The sequence below is a fragment of the Streptomyces sp. STAM6 genome (genome assembly GCF_054963715.1).
Window position 1 is genome coordinate 167,330 of record NZ_JBUEFZ010000009.1, and the last position, 17,509, is coordinate 184,838.

General features: G+C 72.0%; 20 protein-coding genes. 9 read left to right on the forward strand and 11 right to left on the reverse strand.

All coding sequences use genetic code 11. The features are described 5' to 3' along the window. Positions 1-288: 288 nt before the first annotated feature. Positions 289-987 (reverse strand): DNA alkylation repair protein, encoded by a 699-nt coding sequence (locus ACY34K_RS14280; RefSeq protein WP_462746782.1) that lies wholly within the window; start codon positions 985-987, stop codon positions 289-291. A 49-nt stretch (positions 988-1,036) separates the two neighbouring features. Here ACY34K_RS14280 and ACY34K_RS14285 point away from each other — a divergent pair, with 49 nt between their 5' ends. Next, complete coding sequence (locus ACY34K_RS14285; protein ID WP_462746783.1) at positions 1,037-1,741, forward strand: TVP38/TMEM64 family protein; 705 nt, start codon at positions 1,037-1,039, stop codon at positions 1,739-1,741. Positions 1,742-1,745: 4 nt separating this feature from the next. On the opposite strand, the gene ACY34K_RS14290 is transcribed toward ACY34K_RS14285, so the two are convergent. Next, positions 1,746-2,915, reverse strand: coding sequence for a thiolase family protein (locus ACY34K_RS14290; RefSeq protein WP_462746785.1), 1,170 nt, complete (start codon positions 2,913-2,915; stop codon positions 1,746-1,748). Between the two features lie 108 nt (positions 2,916-3,023). Here ACY34K_RS14290 and ACY34K_RS14295 point away from each other — a divergent pair, with 108 nt between their 5' ends. The 5 genes from ACY34K_RS14295 to lnt all read left to right on the forward strand — a co-directional run bounded on the left by ACY34K_RS14295 (position 3,024) and on the right by lnt (position 7,167). Beyond that, positions 3,024-3,494: a winged helix-turn-helix transcriptional regulator gene (locus tag ACY34K_RS14295; protein WP_462746786.1), complete on the forward strand. Its 471-nt coding sequence runs from the start codon at positions 3,024-3,026 to the stop codon at positions 3,492-3,494. A gap of 114 nt (positions 3,495-3,608) precedes the next feature. Beyond that, positions 3,609-4,484 carry an undecaprenyl-diphosphate phosphatase gene (locus tag ACY34K_RS14300; protein ID WP_462746788.1) on the forward strand — a complete coding sequence of 292 codons (876 nt, stop codon included), beginning with the start codon at positions 3,609-3,611 and terminating at the stop codon, positions 4,482-4,484. Between the two features lie 266 nt (positions 4,485-4,750). After that, positions 4,751-4,966: a hypothetical protein gene (locus tag ACY34K_RS14305; protein ID WP_462746790.1), complete on the forward strand. Its 216-nt coding sequence runs from the start codon at positions 4,751-4,753 to the stop codon at positions 4,964-4,966. Between the two features lie 58 nt (positions 4,967-5,024). Further along, on the forward strand, positions 5,025-5,495 hold the full coding sequence (locus ACY34K_RS14310) for a nuclear transport factor 2 family protein (protein ID WP_462746792.1): 471 nt from the start codon (positions 5,025-5,027) through the stop codon (positions 5,493-5,495). Positions 5,496-5,562: 67 nt separating this feature from the next. After that, positions 5,563-7,167 carry an apolipoprotein N-acyltransferase gene (lnt, locus tag ACY34K_RS14315; RefSeq protein ID WP_462746793.1) on the forward strand — a complete coding sequence of 535 codons (1,605 nt, stop codon included), beginning with the start codon at positions 5,563-5,565 and terminating at the stop codon, positions 7,165-7,167. Here the strand turns inward: lnt and ACY34K_RS14320 are convergent. Both ACY34K_RS14320 and ACY34K_RS14325 read right to left on the reverse strand, forming a co-directional pair. Next, a complete protein-coding gene (locus ACY34K_RS14320; RefSeq protein WP_462746795.1) occupies positions 7,091-7,996 on the reverse strand; it encodes a Gfo/Idh/MocA family protein in 906 nt (301 codons plus the stop codon). The genes lnt and ACY34K_RS14320 overlap by 77 nt on opposite strands. 10 nt (positions 7,997-8,006) lie before the next feature. Then, a complete protein-coding gene (locus ACY34K_RS14325) occupies positions 8,007-9,236 on the reverse strand; it encodes an FAD-dependent monooxygenase (protein WP_462746796.1) in 1,230 nt (409 codons plus the stop codon). A gap of 75 nt (positions 9,237-9,311) precedes the next feature. Between ACY34K_RS14325 and ACY34K_RS14330 the strand changes: the two genes are divergently transcribed. The 3 genes from ACY34K_RS14330 (at position 9,312) to ACY34K_RS14340 (ending at position 11,068) form a co-directional block, all read left to right on the forward strand. Then, the gene (locus ACY34K_RS14330; RefSeq protein WP_462746798.1) at positions 9,312-9,950 is read left to right on the forward strand and encodes a TetR/AcrR family transcriptional regulator; all 639 of its coding nucleotides are present in this window, start codon (positions 9,312-9,314) and stop codon (positions 9,948-9,950) included. A gap of 40 nt (positions 9,951-9,990) precedes the next feature. Next, entirely contained in the window at positions 9,991-10,521 is a 531-nt protein-coding gene (locus ACY34K_RS14335) for a DinB family protein (RefSeq protein ID WP_462746799.1), read from the forward strand. Positions 10,522-10,594: 73 nt separating this feature from the next. After that, on the forward strand, positions 10,595-11,068 hold the full coding sequence (locus ACY34K_RS14340) for a hypothetical protein (protein WP_462746801.1): 474 nt from the start codon (positions 10,595-10,597) through the stop codon (positions 11,066-11,068). Between the two features lie 306 nt (positions 11,069-11,374). On the opposite strand, the gene ACY34K_RS14345 is transcribed toward ACY34K_RS14340, so the two are convergent. From ACY34K_RS14345 to ACY34K_RS14375, 7 genes are all read right to left on the reverse strand, one after another. Then, complete coding sequence (locus ACY34K_RS14345) at positions 11,375-11,806, reverse strand: hypothetical protein (RefSeq protein ID WP_462746874.1); 432 nt, start codon at positions 11,804-11,806, stop codon at positions 11,375-11,377. Positions 11,807-11,971: 165 nt separating this feature from the next. Beyond that, positions 11,972-12,655 (reverse strand): uracil-DNA glycosylase, encoded by a 684-nt coding sequence (gene ung, locus ACY34K_RS14350; RefSeq protein ID WP_462746802.1) that lies wholly within the window; start codon positions 12,653-12,655, stop codon positions 11,972-11,974. 90 nt (positions 12,656-12,745) lie between these two features. After that, positions 12,746-14,323, reverse strand: coding sequence for an ABC transporter substrate-binding protein (locus tag ACY34K_RS14355; protein ID WP_462746804.1), 1,578 nt, complete (start codon positions 14,321-14,323; stop codon positions 12,746-12,748). 117 nt (positions 14,324-14,440) lie between these two features. Continuing rightward, positions 14,441-15,208 carry an SDR family oxidoreductase gene (locus tag ACY34K_RS14360; protein ID WP_462746806.1) on the reverse strand — a complete coding sequence of 256 codons (768 nt, stop codon included), beginning with the start codon at positions 15,206-15,208 and terminating at the stop codon, positions 14,441-14,443. 17 nt (positions 15,209-15,225) lie between these two features. Next, on the reverse strand, positions 15,226-15,987 hold the full coding sequence (gene fabG / locus ACY34K_RS14365) for a 3-oxoacyl-ACP reductase FabG (protein ID WP_462746809.1): 762 nt from the start codon (positions 15,985-15,987) through the stop codon (positions 15,226-15,228). Between the two features lie 279 nt (positions 15,988-16,266). Next, positions 16,267-16,650, reverse strand: coding sequence for a DUF3037 domain-containing protein (locus tag ACY34K_RS14370; protein WP_462746811.1), 384 nt, complete (start codon positions 16,648-16,650; stop codon positions 16,267-16,269). Continuing rightward, entirely contained in the window at positions 16,647-17,489 is an 843-nt protein-coding gene (locus ACY34K_RS14375) for a HipA family kinase (RefSeq protein WP_462746813.1), read from the reverse strand. The genes ACY34K_RS14370 and ACY34K_RS14375 overlap by 4 nt, the downstream gene beginning before the upstream one ends. Positions 17,490-17,509 lie beyond the last annotated feature (20 nt).

Consider the following 17,509-nt stretch of genomic DNA (forward strand, 5'->3'; position numbering starts at 1 on the left):
CCGAGCACGGAGGGATGGACCCCTGGGCCTTGCCGACCCTCCCCCTGTGGGGTCCGCCGGAGTGTCCGGGAAGGGTCAGCTTCGGGCGCCGTCGAGAGACGCCGCGGCAGCGGCGTACGCTGCGCCGGGAGCGGTCGTGCCGGCGACGGCGAGAGCGAGGACGGCAGCCTTCGGCGCGTCCGCGACTGCGGACGGCGCTGCGGGGAAGGCGTACCGGAACATGGGTTGATCATGGCCCGGCGCGGGGCGCAAGTCGACCGAATTTCGGTACGGGTGGGGCCGTGGGCGTCAGAGATTCTTGAGCGCCTCACGAACGGACAGAGGCGCCAGTCGCCCCCGGTTCGTCTCGACGAACGCGCGCACCGCGCCCGGGTCCGTCTTGGCGTACTCCCGCAGGGACCAGCCGATCGCCTTGCGGATGAAGAAGTCGGGGTGGCCGGCCCGGCGCAGGCAGTAGGCGAAGAGCCGCCCGGCGTCGGTGGCGTCCTTGTACCGGAGCTGGTGCAGGAGCGCGGTGCGGGCGACCCACAAGTCGTCGTCCTCGATCCATGCGTCCATCTCCCCGCGCAGTTCCGGGTCGGCCGCCACGAGGGTTCCCACGACATGCGCGGCGAGGAGATCGACCGTGTCCCACCACGGCACGGTGACGATCAGATGACGGACGACCGGCAGGAAGCCGGAGGAGCAGCGCTTGGCGTACCGGCGCAGGTAGTCGACGGCGAAGTAGTGGTACTCCCGCTCGGGCAGTCGCCAGCAGCGCAGCGCGACGGCAGCGCAGTCCGCCTCGTCGGGGCGGGGCAGCCCGTCCAGGACGGTGCGCGACAGTGCGCGCCGCTCGGGGGTGGGGATGCCGAGGAAGGGGGCGACCCCCTTCATGTAGGCCGCGGCCTGCGCCGCCCGCAGAGGATCGGCAGCCGTGGGATATGTCTCGGTGAGGCGCTGGAGCACGCTGTCTGCCAGGGAACTCGCGGGCACGGCGGGGGCCATGGGACTCACCTTACGGCGGCCCGGCTCGTTCGTCGGTTAGTCTCCCCGGATGCTCGACCCCGTCATCAGGCCGCGTGGCGGCCTCGCCGTGCGCTGCTCGCGGGCGCTGCTGTCCCCGTGGTCGCGGCTGTCGCTGCTCGTCGTGGTCCTGGCGGCCGCGGCGGTGACGGTGGTGCTGTACGAGCCGCAGCGGCTGCTCGCGGCGGGCTGGCCGCCGCAGGTGGGCGGCGCCGGCGCGGTGGTGCTGTTCGGTCTGGCCTACGGGCTGTGCACTGCGGCCTTCGTGCCGAGGCCGATCCTGAATCTGGCCGCGGGCGCGCTCTTCGGTACGCAGGCCGGGCTCGTCGCTGCGGTCGCCGGGACGGTCCTGGGGGCGGGCATCGCCTTCGCCCTGGGCCGTGTGCTGGGCCAGGACGCGCTGCGTCCGCTGGTGCGCGGGCGCTGGCTGACGGCGGCGGACGGGCAGCTGAGCCGGCACGGATTCCGTTCGATGCTGGCGATCCGGCTCTTTCCCGGGGTTCCGTTCGCCGCCGCCAATTACTGCGCGGCGATCTCCCGCATGGGCTGTGGGCCCTTCCTGCTGGCCACGGGGATCGGCTCGGTCCCGAACACCGCGGCGTACGTGGTGGCGGGGAGCGAGGCCGCGTCACCGACTTCGCCCGCCTTCCTGTTCGCCACCGGGTTCATCGTGCTGACCGGTCTCGCCGCCGCCGTGGTCGCGTGGCGCAAGCGGCACCGCCTGCGCGGGCGCTGAGCCGCTACACGCGTTCCAGGATCATGGCGTTGGCCAGGCCGCCGGCCTCGCACATCGTCTGCAGGGCGTAGCGCGCGCCGCGCTCCCGCATGGCGTGCACGAGGGTGGTGGTGAGCCGGGTGCCGCTGGCGCCCAGCGGGTGCCCGAGCGCGATGGCGCCGCCGTGGACGTTCACCCTGGCGAGATCGGCGCCGGTCTCCTGCTGCCAGGCGAGCACCACGGCCGCGAAGGCCTCGTTGACCTCGAAGAGGTCGATGTCGCCGATGCCGAGTCCGGCCCTGCGCAGCACCTTCTCGGTGGCGGGGACGACACCGGTGAGCATCAGCAGCGGGTCGGAGCCGGTGACGGCGAAGCTGTGCAGCCGGGCCAGGGGCTTCAGACCGAGCCGCCGCGCGGTGTCACCGGCCATGATCAGCACGGCCGACGCCCCGTCGTTGACGGGGCTGGCGTTGCCGGCGGTCACCGACCAGTCGATCTGCGGGAACCGCTCGGCGAAGACCGGGTCGTAGTAGGCCGGCCGCAGCCCGGCGAGTACCTCCGTGGTCGTCCCGGGCCGGACGCTCTCGTCGCGCCGGAGGGTGTCCAGTGGGGCGACCTCGGCGTCGAAAAGACCGTCGGCCCAGGTCCTCGCCGCCCGCTGGTGCGAGGTCACGGCGTACTCGTCCATCGCGGTCCGGCTGATGGACCACTTGGCCGCGATCAGTTCGGCGCTGATGCCCTGCGGGACGAGGCCCCCGGGGTAGCGGGCGGCGACACCCGGCCCGAAGGGGTCGGCTCCGGGCGGCACGTTCGACCACATCGGCACGCGGCTCATCGACTCGACGCCGCAGGCGACGACGATGTCGTACGCGCCGGAGAGCACCCCCTGGGCGGCGAAGTGGACGGCCTGCTGCGAGGAGCCGCACTGGCGGTCCACGGTGGTGGCGGGGACGGACTCGGGCAGGCCGGCGCCCAGCCACGCGTACCGGGTGGTGTTCATGGCCTGCTCGCCGACCTGGTCGACGCAGCCGCCGATGACGTCGTCGACCAGCGCGGGGTCGATGCCGCCGCGCTCGACGAGGGCGCGCAGGGTGTGGGAGAGCAGTTCGACGGGGTGGGTCGCGGCCAGGGCCCCGTTCGCCTTGCCCTTGCCGACGGGTGTACGGACGGCTTCGACGATGACGGCGTCACGCATGGGTACGGCTCCTCGTTCACCAGGTGAGTTGGAAAACTGGACCTTCACTGACGAGTAACATAACCCACCGAGTTTGAAACTCAAACCCTCTTCTCTAGGCTGAGCGCCATGAAGGAGACCCGCGCCAAGGACCCGCGCCCCTGCTCGATCGCCGACGCCCTGGCACTGGTCGGCGAGAAGTACTCCCTGCTCGTGCTGCGCGAGGTGTTCCTCGGTGTGCGGCGCTTCGACCGGATCGCCCGCAACACGGGGGCACCGCGCGACATCCTCACCGCGCGCCTGCGCCGCCTCGTCGACGCCGGGATCCTGGAGAAGGTCCCCTACAGCGAGCGTCCGCGGCGCTTCGAGTACCGGCCGACCGCGGCCGGCCGGGAGCTCCACCCCGTGCTGCTGACCCTGATGGCGTGGGGCGACCGCCACCTCAGGGAGCAGCCGCCGACCGAGGTCGAGCACTCCTGCGGCGCCCGGCTGAGCCCGGTCGTGGTGTGCGCGTCGTGCGGCGAGGAGGCGAGGACGGACAGCCTGACGCCGCACGTGCGGGCCCCGGGCTGGACGACGGAGGGCCCCGTCGAGCCCTGAGAGGCTTGTGACCGGGGCATTCATCTTGGGGCGGTACCCTGCGCACCGAACGGCCGCCGATCAACGGCCGTTCCTCCCTGCCCGCACGAGCGTATTCGGGACGGCCCTAGCCCCATGAATTGGTTCGAATCGTTCATCCTTGGACTCGTCCAGGGGCTGACGGAGTTCCTTCCCATCTCCTCCAGCGCGCATCTGCGGCTGACCGCGGCGTTCGCGGGCTGGCACGACCCGGGCGCGGCCTTCACGGCCATCACCCAGATCGGCACGGAGACGGCCGTCCTCATCTACTTCCGCAAGGACATCTCCCGGATCGTCTCGGCCTGGTTCCGCTCCCTGACCGACAAGGACATGCGCTCCGACCACGACGCGCAGATGGGCTGGCTGGTGATCGTCGGCTCGATCCCGATCGGCGTGCTGGGCGTGACGCTCAAGGACCACATCGAGGGCCCCTTCCGCGATCTGCGGCTGATCGCCACCACGCTGATCGTGATGGGCATCGTCCTGGGCATCGCCGACCGTCTGGCGGCCCGGGTCGAGGAGGGTGGCAGGCACCGTGCCGCACGGGACCGCAAGACGCTGCGCGACCTGGGCGTCAAGGACGGTCTGATCTTCGGCCTGTGCCAGGCGATGGCACTGATCCCCGGGGTGTCCCGCTCCGGCGCGACCATCAGCGGCGGCCTGCTGATGAGCTACACGCGCGAGGCGGCGGCCCGCTACTCGTTCCTGCTGGCCATCCCCGCGGTGCTGGCGTCCGGCCTCTTCGAGCTGAAGGACGCGACCGAGGGCGGGCATGTCTCATGGGGACCGACGATCTTCGCCACGCTCATCGCCTTCGGCGTGGGGTACGCGGTCATCGCGTGGTTCATGAAGTTCATCACGACCAAGAGCTTCATGCCGTTCGTGATCTACCGGATCCTGCTCGGCATCGTGCTGTTCGCCCTGGTCGGGCTCGGTGTGCTCAGCCCCCACGCGGGCGAGTCGGCGGGCTGACGACGGATGCCGACGCCGCCCCGGCGGCGCGGCGTCGGCGCGGGCGGGTGCGCCCGGGCATGAGCTGGGGCCGCCGGCAGGGGGGGGGTGACCGGCGGCCCGTTGCCCGGGTCCTCCGGCCCGAACACGCCCCTAGAGCGTCCCGCGCGGGGCGGCCGGGCGCGAGGGTGTGAGGCGCATATATGCGCGCATTCCATTCACACCCCGTGTGAACCGCGCACCCGGTCCGGGCTGCGATCTTGGGTCGGGCGGAGCACCCTGGGGGCATGGCCTGGCAGGCACCCATCGTCGTCCACCGCCCCTCCCCCGGCGGCGGTCGCCGCGTCACCGTGCGCGGACAGATCCTCGGGCTCGCGCACAATGACGGGGACCTGATCGAGTTCCTGCGCCGCGCCGGGCTCGACGACGCCGACATGGTGCTGGACGACCCGCAGCTCGTCGAGTGGCGCGGCGGCCGGGCCCACCAGTGGGAAGCCGCCTGACGCCGGTATGGGCTACACGGCTCTTGGCGTGTCGTCCCGGCTGCCGGAGACTGATCCGATGACGCAGCGCGTGGACCTCGCGACCGTGATGGACCGGCTCGCCATCGACGAACTGATCACCGAGTACGCGGTGGCCGTGGACGACGCGGACTGGACCGCCTACCGCGGGCTTTTCGCTCCCGGCGGCCGTGCCGACTACCGGGCGGCCGGCGGCATCGCCGGCGGCGCGGACGAGGTGGCCGATTGGCTGGCCGAGACGATGCGGCTCTTCCCGGTACGCCAGCACCTCATCGTCAACCGCCGGGTCCACCTGCAGGATCTGGGCGGCTACCCCGGCGACAGCGCCGAGGCGCTCGCCGACTACGTCAACCCGATGCGGCTGGAGCCGGGGGGCCGTCCCGGGGGCGATTTCGTCTCGGGCGGCCGGTACACGTTCGGGCTGGTGCGCACCGACGAAGGGTGGCGGCTGGTCTCCGTCGTCGTCCGGGAGAAGTGGCGGCGCGCCCCGGGCGCACTGTCGCGGGAGTGATCCGCTCCCGCACACTGGAGGCGGACAGCGTTCCGCTTTCGGTTCCGGTCGGGCGAGGAGGCGCGGCATGCGGATTCCGGTCGGCCGGTGGGAGGTGCCGGGGCGTGCGGGGCGGCGGCTGACGGCATCCCGCTGGTGGCGCGGCGGGGCGGCGGTGGCCGCCGGGGCACTCCCGGCGCTCGCCTTCCCGGCCCCCGCCCTGTGGTGGTCGGCATACGTGGCACTGGTGCCGTGGCTGCTGCTGATCCGCACGGCGGCGACGCCGCGCCGCGCCTTCCTCGACGGCTGGCTGGGCGGAACGGGCTTCATGCTGGCCGTGCACCACTGGCTGGTGCCGAATCTGCATGTGTTCATCCTGCTACTGGCGGCGCTGCTGGGGCTGTTGTGGGCGCCGTGGGGACGGCTGGTGCACCTGATGCTGGCCGGGCGTCCTTCGCCGTCGCGAGCCGCCGCCGCGCTGGTGGTGGTTCCCTCGGGATGGCTGATGGTGGAACTGGTCCGGTCCTGGGAGGGGTTGGGCGGGCCGTGGGGCTTGCTGGGCGCCAGTCAGTGGCAGGTCTCCCCCGCGCTGCGGGCCGCGGCGCTGGGCGGCGTCTGGCTGGTGAGCCTGCTGGTGGTGGCCGTCAACACAGGAGTGACCGTTCTGGTGTCGGTGCCCACCGTGCGTACGCCGGCCGTGGCCGGACTCGCGCTGTGCGCCGTCGCCATGGGGTCGGTGTGGTTGTGGGTCGAACCGCCGCCGACGACGGGGCGGGTGCGTGTGGCCGTCGTGCAGCCGGGGGTGGTGAACGGAGTGGGCGGGGTCGAGCAGCGGTTCGCGCGGGGCGAGCGGCTGACCCGCGAACTGGTCGGGCGGGACGTGGACCTGGTGGTGTGGGGCGAGTCCAGCGTGAGCGCGGACCTGGCCCGGCGGCCCGACCTGGCGGACCGGCTCGCCACGCTCGCCCGGCAGGTGGACGCCGAGGTGCTGGTGAACGTGGACGCGCGCCGCTCGGACCGTCCGGGCATCTACAAGAGCAGTGTGCTGGTGGGCCCGGACGGGCCGACCGGAGACCGCTACGACAAGATGCGGCTGGTGCCGTTCGGCGAGTACGTCCCGGCGCGGGCCGTGCTGGGCTGGGTGACGTCGGTGGGCGAGGCGGCCGGCGAGGACCGCAGGCGCGGCACCCGGCCGGTGGTGATGACGGTGGGCGACCGGGGGCTGCGGCTCGGGCCGCTGGTGTGCTTCGAGTCGGCGTTCCCCGACATGAGCCGGCATCTGGCCCGGGAGGGGGCGCAGTTGCTGGTGGCCCAGTCGGCGACGTCGACGTTCCAGCAGAGCTGGGCGCCCGCCCAGCACGCCTCGCTGGCCGCGCTCCGGGCCGCCGAGACGGGCCGCCCGATGGTGCATGCGACGCTCACCGGGGTGAGCGCGGTGTACGGGCCGGACGGGGCGCGGGTCGGTTCCCCGCTCGGTACGGACCGGGTCGCGTCCGAGGTCTTCGACGTCCCGCTGGCGGACGCCGTGACGCCGTACGCCCGGCTCGGCGACTGGCCTGTGTACGGGGCGCTGGGCGTACTGGCCGTGCTGTGCGCCGTCGAGGGCGCACGGGCGTTCAGGAGGCCTGCTCCAGGCACTCCCGTACCACCCGCTCGCACAGCTCATGGGTCGCCAGCGCGTCCCGGGCGTTGAGGAGGGTGCCTGCTTCGACGGCGTCGAGGAAGGTGTGGACGGCCTGTTCGATGCCGCGCTGGCGGGCGACGGGCACCCAGTCGCCGCGCCGCCGCACGGTGGGCTGGCCCTTGTGGTCGATGATCTCGGCGAGATTGACGACCTGGCGCTTGGTGTCCTGGCCGGAGACTTCGAGGATCTCCTCGGTGGAACCGTTCATCCGGTTCATGATGCCGAGGGCGGTGAAACCGTCCCCGGAGAGCTGGAGCACGACGTGGTGCAGCAGTCCGTCACGGACGCGGGCGCGCACGTCGGTGTGGTCGACCTCGCCGGGCAGCAGGAAGCGCAGGGTGTCGACGACGTGGATGAAGTCGTCGAGGACCATGGTGCGCGGGTCCTCGGGGAGACCGACCCGGTTCTTCTGCATGAGGATCAGTTCGCGCGGGTGGTCCAGGCACTGCGCGTAGCCGGGGGCGAAGCGGCGGTTGAAGCCGACGGCGAGACTGGTGCCGCGCCGCTCGGAGAGTTCCACCAGGCGCTGCGACTCCTCCAGTGCGTAGGCGAGGGGCTTGTCCACGTACGTGGCGACGCCCGCCTCCAGCAGGCGCGTGACGATCTCGGCGTGCACGGAGGTGGGGGCGTGGACGAACGCGGCGTCGATGCCCGCGGCGAGCAGCGAGTCGAGATCGGCGTGGCACCGCTCCGGCGGGATGTGGTACGTCCCGGCGGTCCTGGTCAGGGTGGCCGGGGTGCGGGTCTGCAGGTGCAGCTCGGCCCCGGGGCGGGTGGTCAGCACCGGCAGGTAGGCCTTCCGCGCGATGTCGCCGAGGCCGATGCAGCCGATCTTCACGGGGGTCTCCCTATCGCGTTGCCTGACGGTCCTTCCGATCGTATGTCCGGCCGGTGTGCGCCTGCCGCGGCGGGTGCCAGTCCGCGATGCCGTCGAAGGTGCGCAGCGCGAGCCCGGGCCCCGCGAGCCCCGCGAGGGTCATCAGCGTGTCGCGCAGGGCGACGAAGGGTGTGCCGGTGCGGGTCAGGAGGCCGGCGACGCGGGCGGCCTTGGTCACGATGGCGGTGGTGCGCGGCAGCCGATCGGCGGAGTAGGCGGCGAGGGCGGCGCCCTGATCGGCGTCGGCGGCCAGGTGGTGGGCCAGGACGACGCCGTCCTCGATGGCCTGGTTGCCGCCCTGGCCGAGGGTGGGCGCCATGGCGTGCGCGGCGTCCCCGAGGAGAGCGGTGCGGCCACGGTGGAAGGCGGGCAGCGGGCGGGTGAGGTGGCGGATGTCGTGGCGGAGGACGGCGTTCTCGTCCACGGCGGCGAGGATCGCCGGGATGGGGTCGTGCCAGGTGCCGTAGCGGCGCAGCAGTTCGGCCCGCTCCCCGTCGGGCGCTTTGCCACCGGCGGGCGCGACGGCCGCGGCGTAGGCGTAGACGCGGCCGTCCTTGAGGGGCTGGGTGCCCCACAGGGCGCCGCGTCCCCAGGTCTCGTGGGGCTCGAAGGGCCGGTCGGGCGCGGGGACGACCACGCGCCAGCTGGTCAGTCCGGTGTACGCGGGCGCCGGGTGGGCGGGGAAGAGAGCGGTGCGGACCACGGAGTTGATGCCGTCGGCACCGATGACGAGATCGGCCTCGAGGTCACCGCCGGGGCCGGTCACCACGGCCGGACGGCCGCCGGCGGCCCCGGCGTCCGCGAGGGCGGCGGGGCATCCGGTGCGGATGACGCCGTCGGGCAGTCGGGAGGCGAGGGCGTCGACGAGGGTGGCCCGGTGGACCAGGACGAGGGGTTCGCCGAACCGGGCCGCGGCGGACCTGGCGTTCGTCCGGGAGAGCCAGCGGCCGCGCGGAGTGCGCATCCCGCCGTCTCCCTGCCAGGCGGCCAGGGCGCGGATCTCGTCGCGCAGGCCGATGACGCCGAGGGCGCGCAGCGCGTTGGGGGTGATGCCGATGCCGGCGCCCACGGGCTCCAGCGAGGCCGCTCGTTCGAGGACGGTGACCTGCCAGCCGCGCTGGTGCAGGGCGACGGCGGCGGTCAGTCCTCCGATGCCGCTGCCGATGACGACGGCGCGGGGCGTGCGGGCGAGCTGGTCCATGTCTCCTCCGGTAACTACACCTGTAGTGACGACTTCAAGGTACTACAGGTGTAGTCGCGACGGTAGGTTGGCCCCATGAACGCACGCCCCGGCCCCTCCGCACGCCCCGGCTCCTCCGCCGCCTCCTCCGCACGCGCCGGTCTGATCGCCGACGCCGCCCTCGCCCTGCTCGTCGAGCGGGGCATGCGCGGGCTGACCCACCGCGCGGTGGACGAGCGTGCCGGACTGCCCCAGGGATCGACGTCCAACCACGCCCGCACCCGGCAGGCCCTGCTGGAGGCCGCGGTCCGGCGGCTCGCGGAGCGCGAGGCGCAGGTGCTCGACACGGACGGTATGCCGGGGCTGTCCGCCCGCGACGGCGGCCTGGCCGCCCTGCTGGACGCCCTCTCCTTGGCGCTGCACCGGTATCTGACCGAGCATTCCGACCTGCTCGTGGCCCGCTACGAGCTGGGCATGGAGGCCACCCGGCGGCCGGAGCTGCGGACGTTCTACGACAACGCGGGGCTCCGGTTCCGTGAACCGCTGATCGCGATGATGCGGGAGGCCGGATCGAGCGCGCCGGAGCGCCACACCCTGTCGCTGGTGGCCTGGTGCGAGGGGATCATGTACTCCTGCGCGGTGGGCGCCTACCACTCCGCCGTGCCGAGCCGGGAGGAACTGCGCACCGGCTTCGCCGAGTTGCTGCGCGGCATGGTCGGCACCGCGGACGCATAACCGGTGGCGCACGCGGGAGGGGCTGGGCCAGGATCGCGCCATGACGACATCCGGACAGGACCGTACCGCCGACCGGGCCGAACCGCGGGGCGACGCCGGCGAACGCGCGATGCTGGAGGGCTGGCTGGAGTACCACCGCCGGACGCTGGCCCTGAAGTGCGAGGGCCTCGACGACGCACAGCTGCGGCAGGCGTCCGTCCCGCCCTCTTCCCTCTCGCTGCTCGGCCTGGTGCGGCACATGGCGGAGGTCGAGCGCGCCTGGTTCCGCCGGACGCTGGTGAACGAGGACGCGGGACCGCTGTACTTCTCGGACGAGGACCCGGACGGGGACTTCCGCACGAGCGAGAGCGACAGCTGGGACGAGGCGTACGCCACCTGGCAGGCCGAGATCGCGCGCGCCCGCGATCTGGCGGCGCGGCACGACCTCGACGCCCCGGGTACCGGCCGGCGCCGCGACGGGGTGCCCTTCACGCTCCGCTGGATCTACACCCACATGATCGAGGAGTACGCGCGCCACAACGGCCACGCCGATCTGCTGCGGGAACGGATCGACGGCGTCACCGGCGACTGATCCTCTCACTCGTGCGGACCAACAACGGCCCGTAGAACGCCCGAAGAGGCAGTCCAGCCAGCAGAGTTACGGCGTGCAACGAACGAAAGCAGCAGCGAAGGTCCTGGTCGGGATGGCGGCGCTGGCGGCCGCCACCGGCTGCGTGTCGGTGGAGGCGCGTCCCCTCCCCGCACCGGCCGCTCCGGAGGCGACTCCCCCGGCGGCGCAGGACGTCTCACCCCAGATCATCGAGGGCCCCGCGCGGGAGGCGCTGGAGGCCGCCCTGCCCCCGGCCCCGGCCCGCCCGGTACGGACTCCGGCGCCGCCACCGGCCGATCCGCAGCCCCGGGAGGACGCACGCCCCGCCGCCCCACGCGGTGAGCTCCCACCGCGCCCTCCGTCACCGGAGCGGATCGCCAAGGATCTCCCCGGGCTCCCGGCGCCGGCCCGGCCGTCCGTTCCGGGCGCCGCCGTCCCCGACGACGTGTGCGGGCTGGGTGAGCGGTACGGCGGCTGGCGCCCGGACAGCCAGGAGGCACGCATCTGCCGGGACACCTACGGGCATTGAGCGGCCTCGCGCGGCGGGACCGACGGCCGGCGCGCCACCGGCGACCGGCGCGGGCCGAGCCTCGGCGACGGCCGAGATCTCACGGGGGCGCCCCTGCCGGCAGCTGACGGCCGACGCTTCACCGGGGGGCGTGCCGCTCCTGGCCGGGCCGACCCGGGGTCCCGACCGGGCGACCCGTGTTCCCGACGGGGCGACGCGGCGCCACGGATCGGGCGACCCGCGCCGGCCGGGTGGCGTGCCACTCCCGGCCGCGCCACCCGGCCGCCCCTGACCGGGCGACCCGTACTCCTGGCCGGGCCATGTGTGCTACTGGTCGGCACCCAGGCGCCGCTCCAGCCGCTCGATCGCGGCGCGGACCCCGTTGCCGTACCCGTCGTCGTCCAGCGCGCCGGAGGCGGCCCGGGCCCGGTCGAGGTGGATCCGTGCGGCATCGGGCCGCCGCAGCTTCACATAGTCCGCGGCGAGGTTGAGGTGGAGCGAGGGGTACAGGGCGCGCAGGGCCGCGGCGGAGGGATCATGACGGGCGTACCGTCCCTCCGCCGCGGTCAGCGCGCGCAGGTCCCAGGCGAGCTCGTCGTCGGGGTCGTCCTGGGCGTCCGCCATGTAGTGGGCGAGGGTGCAGCGGTGCAGCGGGTCCCCGTCGGTGCCGAGCTGCCCCCACAGCTCACCGAAGCGGTTGCGGGCCTCCTCGCGGTCCCCCCCGTGGAGCAGCATCATGGCCTGCCCGATCCTGGTCATGACGGGGTCGACGGGGTCGACGGGATCGTTCGACGCGTCCCTGTGCTGCTCGTCCACTGCGGCCTCCGCTCGTCGCTGGTGCTCAGACGCTAACGGTGCGGAGGGCCTACACGGCTCAGGCTCGGGGCGAACCCCGAGCCTGTCAGCCGCGTGCACGCGGGCGGATCAGCCGAGGCTGGGGATCCGCCAGTCGATGGGGTCGTGCCCCTGGGCCGCGACCGCCTCGTTGATCTGCGTGAAGGGGCGGGAGCCGAAGAACTTCTTCGCGGAGAGCGGCGAGGGGTGCGCGCCCTTGACCACGACGTGCCGCGTCTCGTCGATCAGCGGCAGCTTCTTCTGCGCGTAATTGCCCCACAGGACGAAGACGGCCGGGTCGGGCCGGGAGGCCACGGCGGTGATCACCGCGTCCGTGAACTTCTCCCAGCCCTTGCCCTTGTGGGAGTTCGCCTCACCGGCCCGGACCGTCAGGACCGCGTTGAGCAGCAGGACGCCCTGCTCGGCCCACGGCATCAGATAGCCGTTGTCCGGGACCGGGTGGCCGAGCTCCTCCTGCATCTCCTTGTAGATGTTCCGCAGGGAGGGCGGGGTCTTCACGCCGGGCCGCACCGAGAAGCACAGCCCGTGCCCCTGCCCCTCCCCGTGGTAGGGGTCCTGGCCCAGGACCAGGACCTTCACCTTGTCGTACGGAGTGGCGTCGAGCGCGGCGAACACCTCGTCGCGCGGGGGGTAGACCGGCCCCTTTGCCCGCTCCTCCTCGACGAACTCGGTGAGCAGCTTGAAGTACGGCTTCTGCAGCTCGTCGCCGAGGACGCCGCGCCAGGACTCGGGCAGCATGTGGGTGTCGGTCACGTCAACAACCTCCGTTGGTGGAACGCTTGTCGATCACAGAACTTACCCGTGACCACTGACAACCGGTCCCGCCGGCGTCGACCACCGCTCCTACCAGCTGGTCTTGCGCTGCAGCTCCCACATCTGCATGACGGTCTGCGGGTCCAGGGCCCGCTCGCCGCCCCCGATGTCCTCGCTCGCCGCGATGTAGAGCTTGCCCTGCCACAGCGGCAGCAGCCGGACGTCGTCCACGAGGATGTCCTGGGCCTTCTCGAAGTGCTTGGAGACGGCCCCGCGGTCGCTCTCCTTGCGGGACATCGGCAGCAGCTGATCGGTGATCTCGGGCCGGACGTACGGCGTGGAGAGGGCGTTCTCCTTGCCCACGAACGGCGCGATGAAGTTGTCCGGGTCCGGGAAGTCGGGGAACCAGCCTCGGCCGAAGACCGGGTACTCGCCCTTCTGGTAGCCCGCCTGGAACTCCTTCCACGGCTTGCTCTTGAGCGTGACCTTGAACAGGCCCGATTCGTCGAGCTGCCGCTTGAGCTCCGCGAACTCCGCCGCGGTGGCGGAACCGTACCGGTCGGTGGTGAACCAGAAGGTCAGGGCCACCGGCTCGTCGATGCCCGCCTCGCGCAGGATGTCCTTGGCCTTGTCCACATCGGGCTCGCCGTACTTGTCGAAGAAGCCGGTGGTGTGGCCTGCGATGCCCTTCGGCACCATCGAGTACAGCGGCTCCGCCGTGCTCTGGTAGACCTTGGAGACCAGCTGGCCACGGTCGACGACCTGGGCGATCGCCCGCCGGACCGCGAGCTTGCTCACGGAGGGGTCCTTGGCGTTGAACACCAGGTAGCGGATGTCCGCGCCGGTCGACTCGACCAGCTGCAGCCCTTCGCCGGCGGCCTCGTTGTCCTGGAGCTCGACGACCTCGGCCGCGGTCAGACCGCGGTAGGTGGCGTCGATCTCCTTCTTCTTCAGCGCCCCGACCATCGCCTCGGACTCGGCGAAGTACCGGATGGTGACGCCGTCGTTCTTGCGGTTGGCGAAGCCCTTGTAGGTCTGGTTCCTGCTGAGCACCGCCTCCTTGCCCTCGACGTACGAGTCGAGCACGTAGGGGCCGGAGCCACTGACCTTGCCGTCCTCGCGCAACGCGTCCGCCGGGTACTTCGCGGGGTCGACGATGGACATGGCCGGGGTGGCGAGGATGAACGGGAACGTCGCGTCCGGCACCTTGAGGCGGAACACGACCGTCTTGGAGCCGCTCGTCTCGACCCGGTCGAGCGAGGTGAGCATCCCGTTGGGGCCACCCTTTGCGTTGATCTTCCGGATGCGGTCGATCGAGTGCTTGACGGCGGCGGCGTCGAGCACGGCTCCGTCGGAGAATTTCAGCCCGTCATGAAGATCGCACTGGTACACCTTGCTCGACGCGTCGGTGAACTTGCACTCGGCGGCGTCGGGCTGAGGAGTCGTGCTCCCGGTGGGGAAGCTCATCAGGGTCTGAAAGACATTTCGGTACAATTCCCATGAATTGTCCCAAGCACCGGCAGGATCGAGCGTGGTGGGAGCACTCGTGGTGCCGACAATGATCTTGTTTTCCCCATCGGCTTGATCGTCGGAAAAAAGACTGCAGCCCGCCAGCAGGGATATGGACGCAAGGGCTGCAGCGGCCTGCAGACTGGTCCGGTTGAACACGTGCACGCTCCTCGTTCAGCCATGGGTCGGCCGACCATACCGCAGTGCCCCGCCAGGTCAATGCGAGGGCCCGGCGGGGCACTTACGGTAATCAGTGTCAATCAGGTGCAATCCGACTCAGCCGACTCCGGCATTGAGGAAAATTCCCCCGTCGACCACGAGGGTCTGGCCGGTGATCCACTCGGACTGGTCGGATGTGAGAAATGCCGCCGCTCCGCCGATGTCGGCGGGCACGCCGAGCCGGCCGAGCGGATATGCGGCAGCGGCCTCCGCCTCCCGGCCCTCGTAGAGGGCCTGGGCGAATTTCGTCTTCACGACCGCCGGGGCGATCGCATTCACCCGGACGCCGGGGGCGAATTCGTGCGCGAGCTGCAGCGTCAGATTGATCATCGCGGCCTTGCTCATGCCGTACGCGCCGATGAACGGCGACGGCGCGAGGCCGGCGACGGACGCGATGTTCACGATCGCGCCGCCGTGGTCCTTCTGCCACGCCTTCCAGGTCTGCTGGGCGAACCCGAGGGCCGAGACCACATTGGTCTCGTAGACCTTGCGCGCCACCCCCAGGTCGAGTTCGGCGAGGGGGCCGAAGACCGGGTTCGTGCCCGCGTTGTTGATCAGGTGGTCGACGCGGCCGAACGCCTCCATGGTGCGCTCCACGGCAAGGGCCTGGTGGGCCTCGTCGTGGGCCTTGCCGGCCACCCCGATCACCCGGTCCGCGCCGAGCCGCTCCACGGCCTCCTTGAGGGCCTCCTCGCCCCGGCCGGTGATGCAGACCCGGTCGCCGCGCGCGACGAGCGCCTCGGCGACGCCGTAGCCGATGCCGCGGCTCGCGCCCGTGACGAGGGCGACCCTGCCGGACAGCTCGGGCAGTTCCGATGCGGTCATGTCCGTCACCTCTCGCTTCAGTTGAGCGGGCCGCCGGCCACGTACATGACCTGGCCCGAGACGAATCCGGCGTCATCGCCCGTGAAGAACGCGATGGCGTTGGCCACGTCCTCGGGACGGCCCACCCGCTGGACCGGGATCTGCGTCGCGGCGGCGGCCTGGAACTCCTCGAAGCCCATGCCCACGCGGGCGGCGGTCTGCGCGGTCATCTCGGTGACGATGAAGCCCGGCGCCACGGCGTTGGCCGTGATGCCGAACTTGCCGAGCTCCTTGGCGAGGGTCTTGGTGAACCCCTGGAGCCCGGCCTTCACCGCGGCGTAGTTCGCCTGGCCGCGGTTGCCCAGCGCCGACGACGAGGAGAGGCTGACGATCCGGCCGAAGCCGGCGTCGACCATGTGCTTCTGGCACGCCTTCGCCATCAGGAACGCGCCCTTGAGGTGCACGTTCACCACGGTGTCCCAGTCGGCCTCGCTCATCTTGAAGAGCAGGTTGTCGCGGAGCACGCCCGCGTTGTTGACGAGGATCGTCGGCGCGCCGAGTTCGGCGGCGACACGCGCGACGGCCGCCTCCACCTGGGCACTGTCGGACACGTCGCAGCCGACGGCGACGGCCTTGCCGCCCGCTGCGGTGATCTTCTCGACGGTGTCCTTGCAGGCCGCCTCGTCGAGGTCGAGTACGGCGACGGCCCGGCCCTCGGCCGCCAGGCGTACGGCGGTGGCGGCGCCAATGCCCCGCGCCGCTCCCGTCACTACGGCGACACGCTGCTCGGTGGTGGACATGCTGTTCTCCTCGCCCTTGGATGCGGCTCATCCGGTACGTCCCCGCGAATGAGCGACCGCTTAGTACCTTCCAGCAGACGTGACGCTAGAAGCCCTGGCACTGCGTGTCAACGGTGCTCCCTCCTTTGTGGCTCGGTTCGCCTCCGGGGCGCCTGTCGCGTGCGTCGACGGTCGATCGTGCTCGCTCCTCGTTCCTCGGAGCCTCCGCGCGTTCTCCCACTCGCCGCCCTCGCGCCCCTTCGGCTCACTCGCCCGGCCTCAGGGGTCCACGAAAAGGGCTCAGCGGACCAGAAGGTCGAGGAGCCGCTCCGCCTCGGCCTCGGGATCGGTGGTCAGGCCGGTGTGGACCGGGCCGGGCTGGACCACCGTGGACCGCGGCGCGATCAGCCAGCGGAAGCGCCGTCCGGCGTCGTCGCGGGCCGCCTGGCCCGCGTGCTCGCCGCCCCGGCAGATCCCCTCGACCGCGTGCAGCGCGGCCCGCACGCCCGTCACGTCGGCGTGCGGGTCCAGCGCCCGCAGTTTGGCCTCGTCCAGATGGGTGCGGGCGCACACGAACGCCTTGGCACGGCAGTAGACCACCACGCCCGCGTTGAAGCACTCGCCGCGCTCCACGCGCGGCACGACGCGCAGCAGCGCGTACTCGAAGACGTCCCGGTCGTTCACTTGGTGCTGTCCTTGGTGGGGTGCGGCCAGGGGGCGAGGTGGTCGGTCAGCCAGCCGGGGGCCTGCGAGGGACGGCTCCCGGTCCGCTCGCCGAGCGTGATCCGCTCGTGGATGGTCCCGGCACGGGAGAGCAGTGTCTCCACATAGGCCCGGCGCAGCGCGTCGGTGGTGGCGAACCCGGGCTCGTCGACGAGCCACTCGTCGGGCACGTCGGCGGCGACCTCGGTCAGCAGGTCCTCGGTGACGAGGGGGGCGAGCTCCGCGGCCGCGGCGGCGACGTCGGGTCCGAAGTTCGCCAGGACGTGGTCGGAGGCGTCGTAGGGCTTCGCGGCGGAGGCCCGCGCGCCCGGCCAGTTGTGGTGCCAGATCATGGTGGCCCCGTGGTCGATCAGCCACGGCTCCCTGTGCCAGACGAGCATGTTGGGGTTGCGCCAGGAGCGGTCGACGTTGTTGATCAGCGCGTCGAACCAGACCACCCGGCCGGCCTCCTCCGGGCCCACCTCGTAGGCGAGCGGATCGAAGCCGATCGAGCCGGGGAGGTAGTCCATGCCGAGATTCAGGCCGCCGCTCGCCTTGAGGAGCTCCTGGACCTCCTGGTCCGGCTCGCCGAGACCGATCACCGGGTCGAGCTGGATGGTGACCAGTTCCGGGACGCGCAGCCCCAGCCTGCGGGCCAGCTGCCCGCAGACGACCTCGGCGACCAGGGTCTTGCGGCCCTGTCCGGCGCCGGTGAATTTCATGACGTACGTACCGAGATCGTCGGCCTCGACGATCCCCGGGAGCGAGCCGCCCTCACGCAACGGCGTGACGTAGCGGGTCGCTGTGACTTCGGAGAGCATCCCCTCAGGTTACGTCCGGG

Coding starts and splice junctions, on each gene's coding strand:
- ACY34K_RS14280 (WP_462746782.1), bottom strand. CDS start 987: ATGGCCCCCGCCGTGCCCGCGAGTTCCCTGGCAGACAGCGTGCTCCAG.
- ACY34K_RS14285 (WP_462746783.1), top strand. CDS start 1,037: ATGCTCGACCCCGTCATCAGGCCGCGTGGCGGCCTCGCCGTGCGCTGC.
- ACY34K_RS14290 (WP_462746785.1), bottom strand. CDS start 2,915: ATGCGTGACGCCGTCATCGTCGAAGCCGTCCGTACACCCGTCGGCAAG.
- ACY34K_RS14295 (WP_462746786.1), top strand. CDS start 3,024: ATGAAGGAGACCCGCGCCAAGGACCCGCGCCCCTGCTCGATCGCCGAC.
- ACY34K_RS14300 (WP_462746788.1), top strand. CDS start 3,609: ATGAATTGGTTCGAATCGTTCATCCTTGGACTCGTCCAGGGGCTGACG.
- ACY34K_RS14305 (WP_462746790.1), top strand. CDS start 4,751: ATGGCCTGGCAGGCACCCATCGTCGTCCACCGCCCCTCCCCCGGCGGC.
- ACY34K_RS14310 (WP_462746792.1), top strand. CDS start 5,025: ATGACGCAGCGCGTGGACCTCGCGACCGTGATGGACCGGCTCGCCATC.
- lnt (WP_462746793.1), top strand. CDS start 5,563: ATGCGGATTCCGGTCGGCCGGTGGGAGGTGCCGGGGCGTGCGGGGCGG.
- ACY34K_RS14325 (WP_462746796.1), bottom strand. CDS start 9,236: ATGGACCAGCTCGCCCGCACGCCCCGCGCCGTCGTCATCGGCAGCGGC.
- ACY34K_RS14330 (WP_462746798.1), top strand. CDS start 9,312: ATGAACGCACGCCCCGGCCCCTCCGCACGCCCCGGCTCCTCCGCCGCC.
- ACY34K_RS14335 (WP_462746799.1), top strand. CDS start 9,991: ATGACGACATCCGGACAGGACCGTACCGCCGACCGGGCCGAACCGCGG.
- ACY34K_RS14345 (WP_462746874.1), bottom strand. CDS start 11,806: ATGACCAGGATCGGGCAGGCCATGATGCTGCTCCACGGGGGGGACCGC.
- ACY34K_RS14360 (WP_462746806.1), bottom strand. CDS start 15,208: ATGACCGCATCGGAACTGCCCGAGCTGTCCGGCAGGGTCGCCCTCGTC.
- fabG (WP_462746809.1), bottom strand. CDS start 15,987: ATGTCCACCACCGAGCAGCGTGTCGCCGTAGTGACGGGAGCGGCGCGG.
- ACY34K_RS14375 (WP_462746813.1), bottom strand. CDS start 17,489: ATGCTCTCCGAAGTCACAGCGACCCGCTACGTCACGCCGTTGCGTGAG.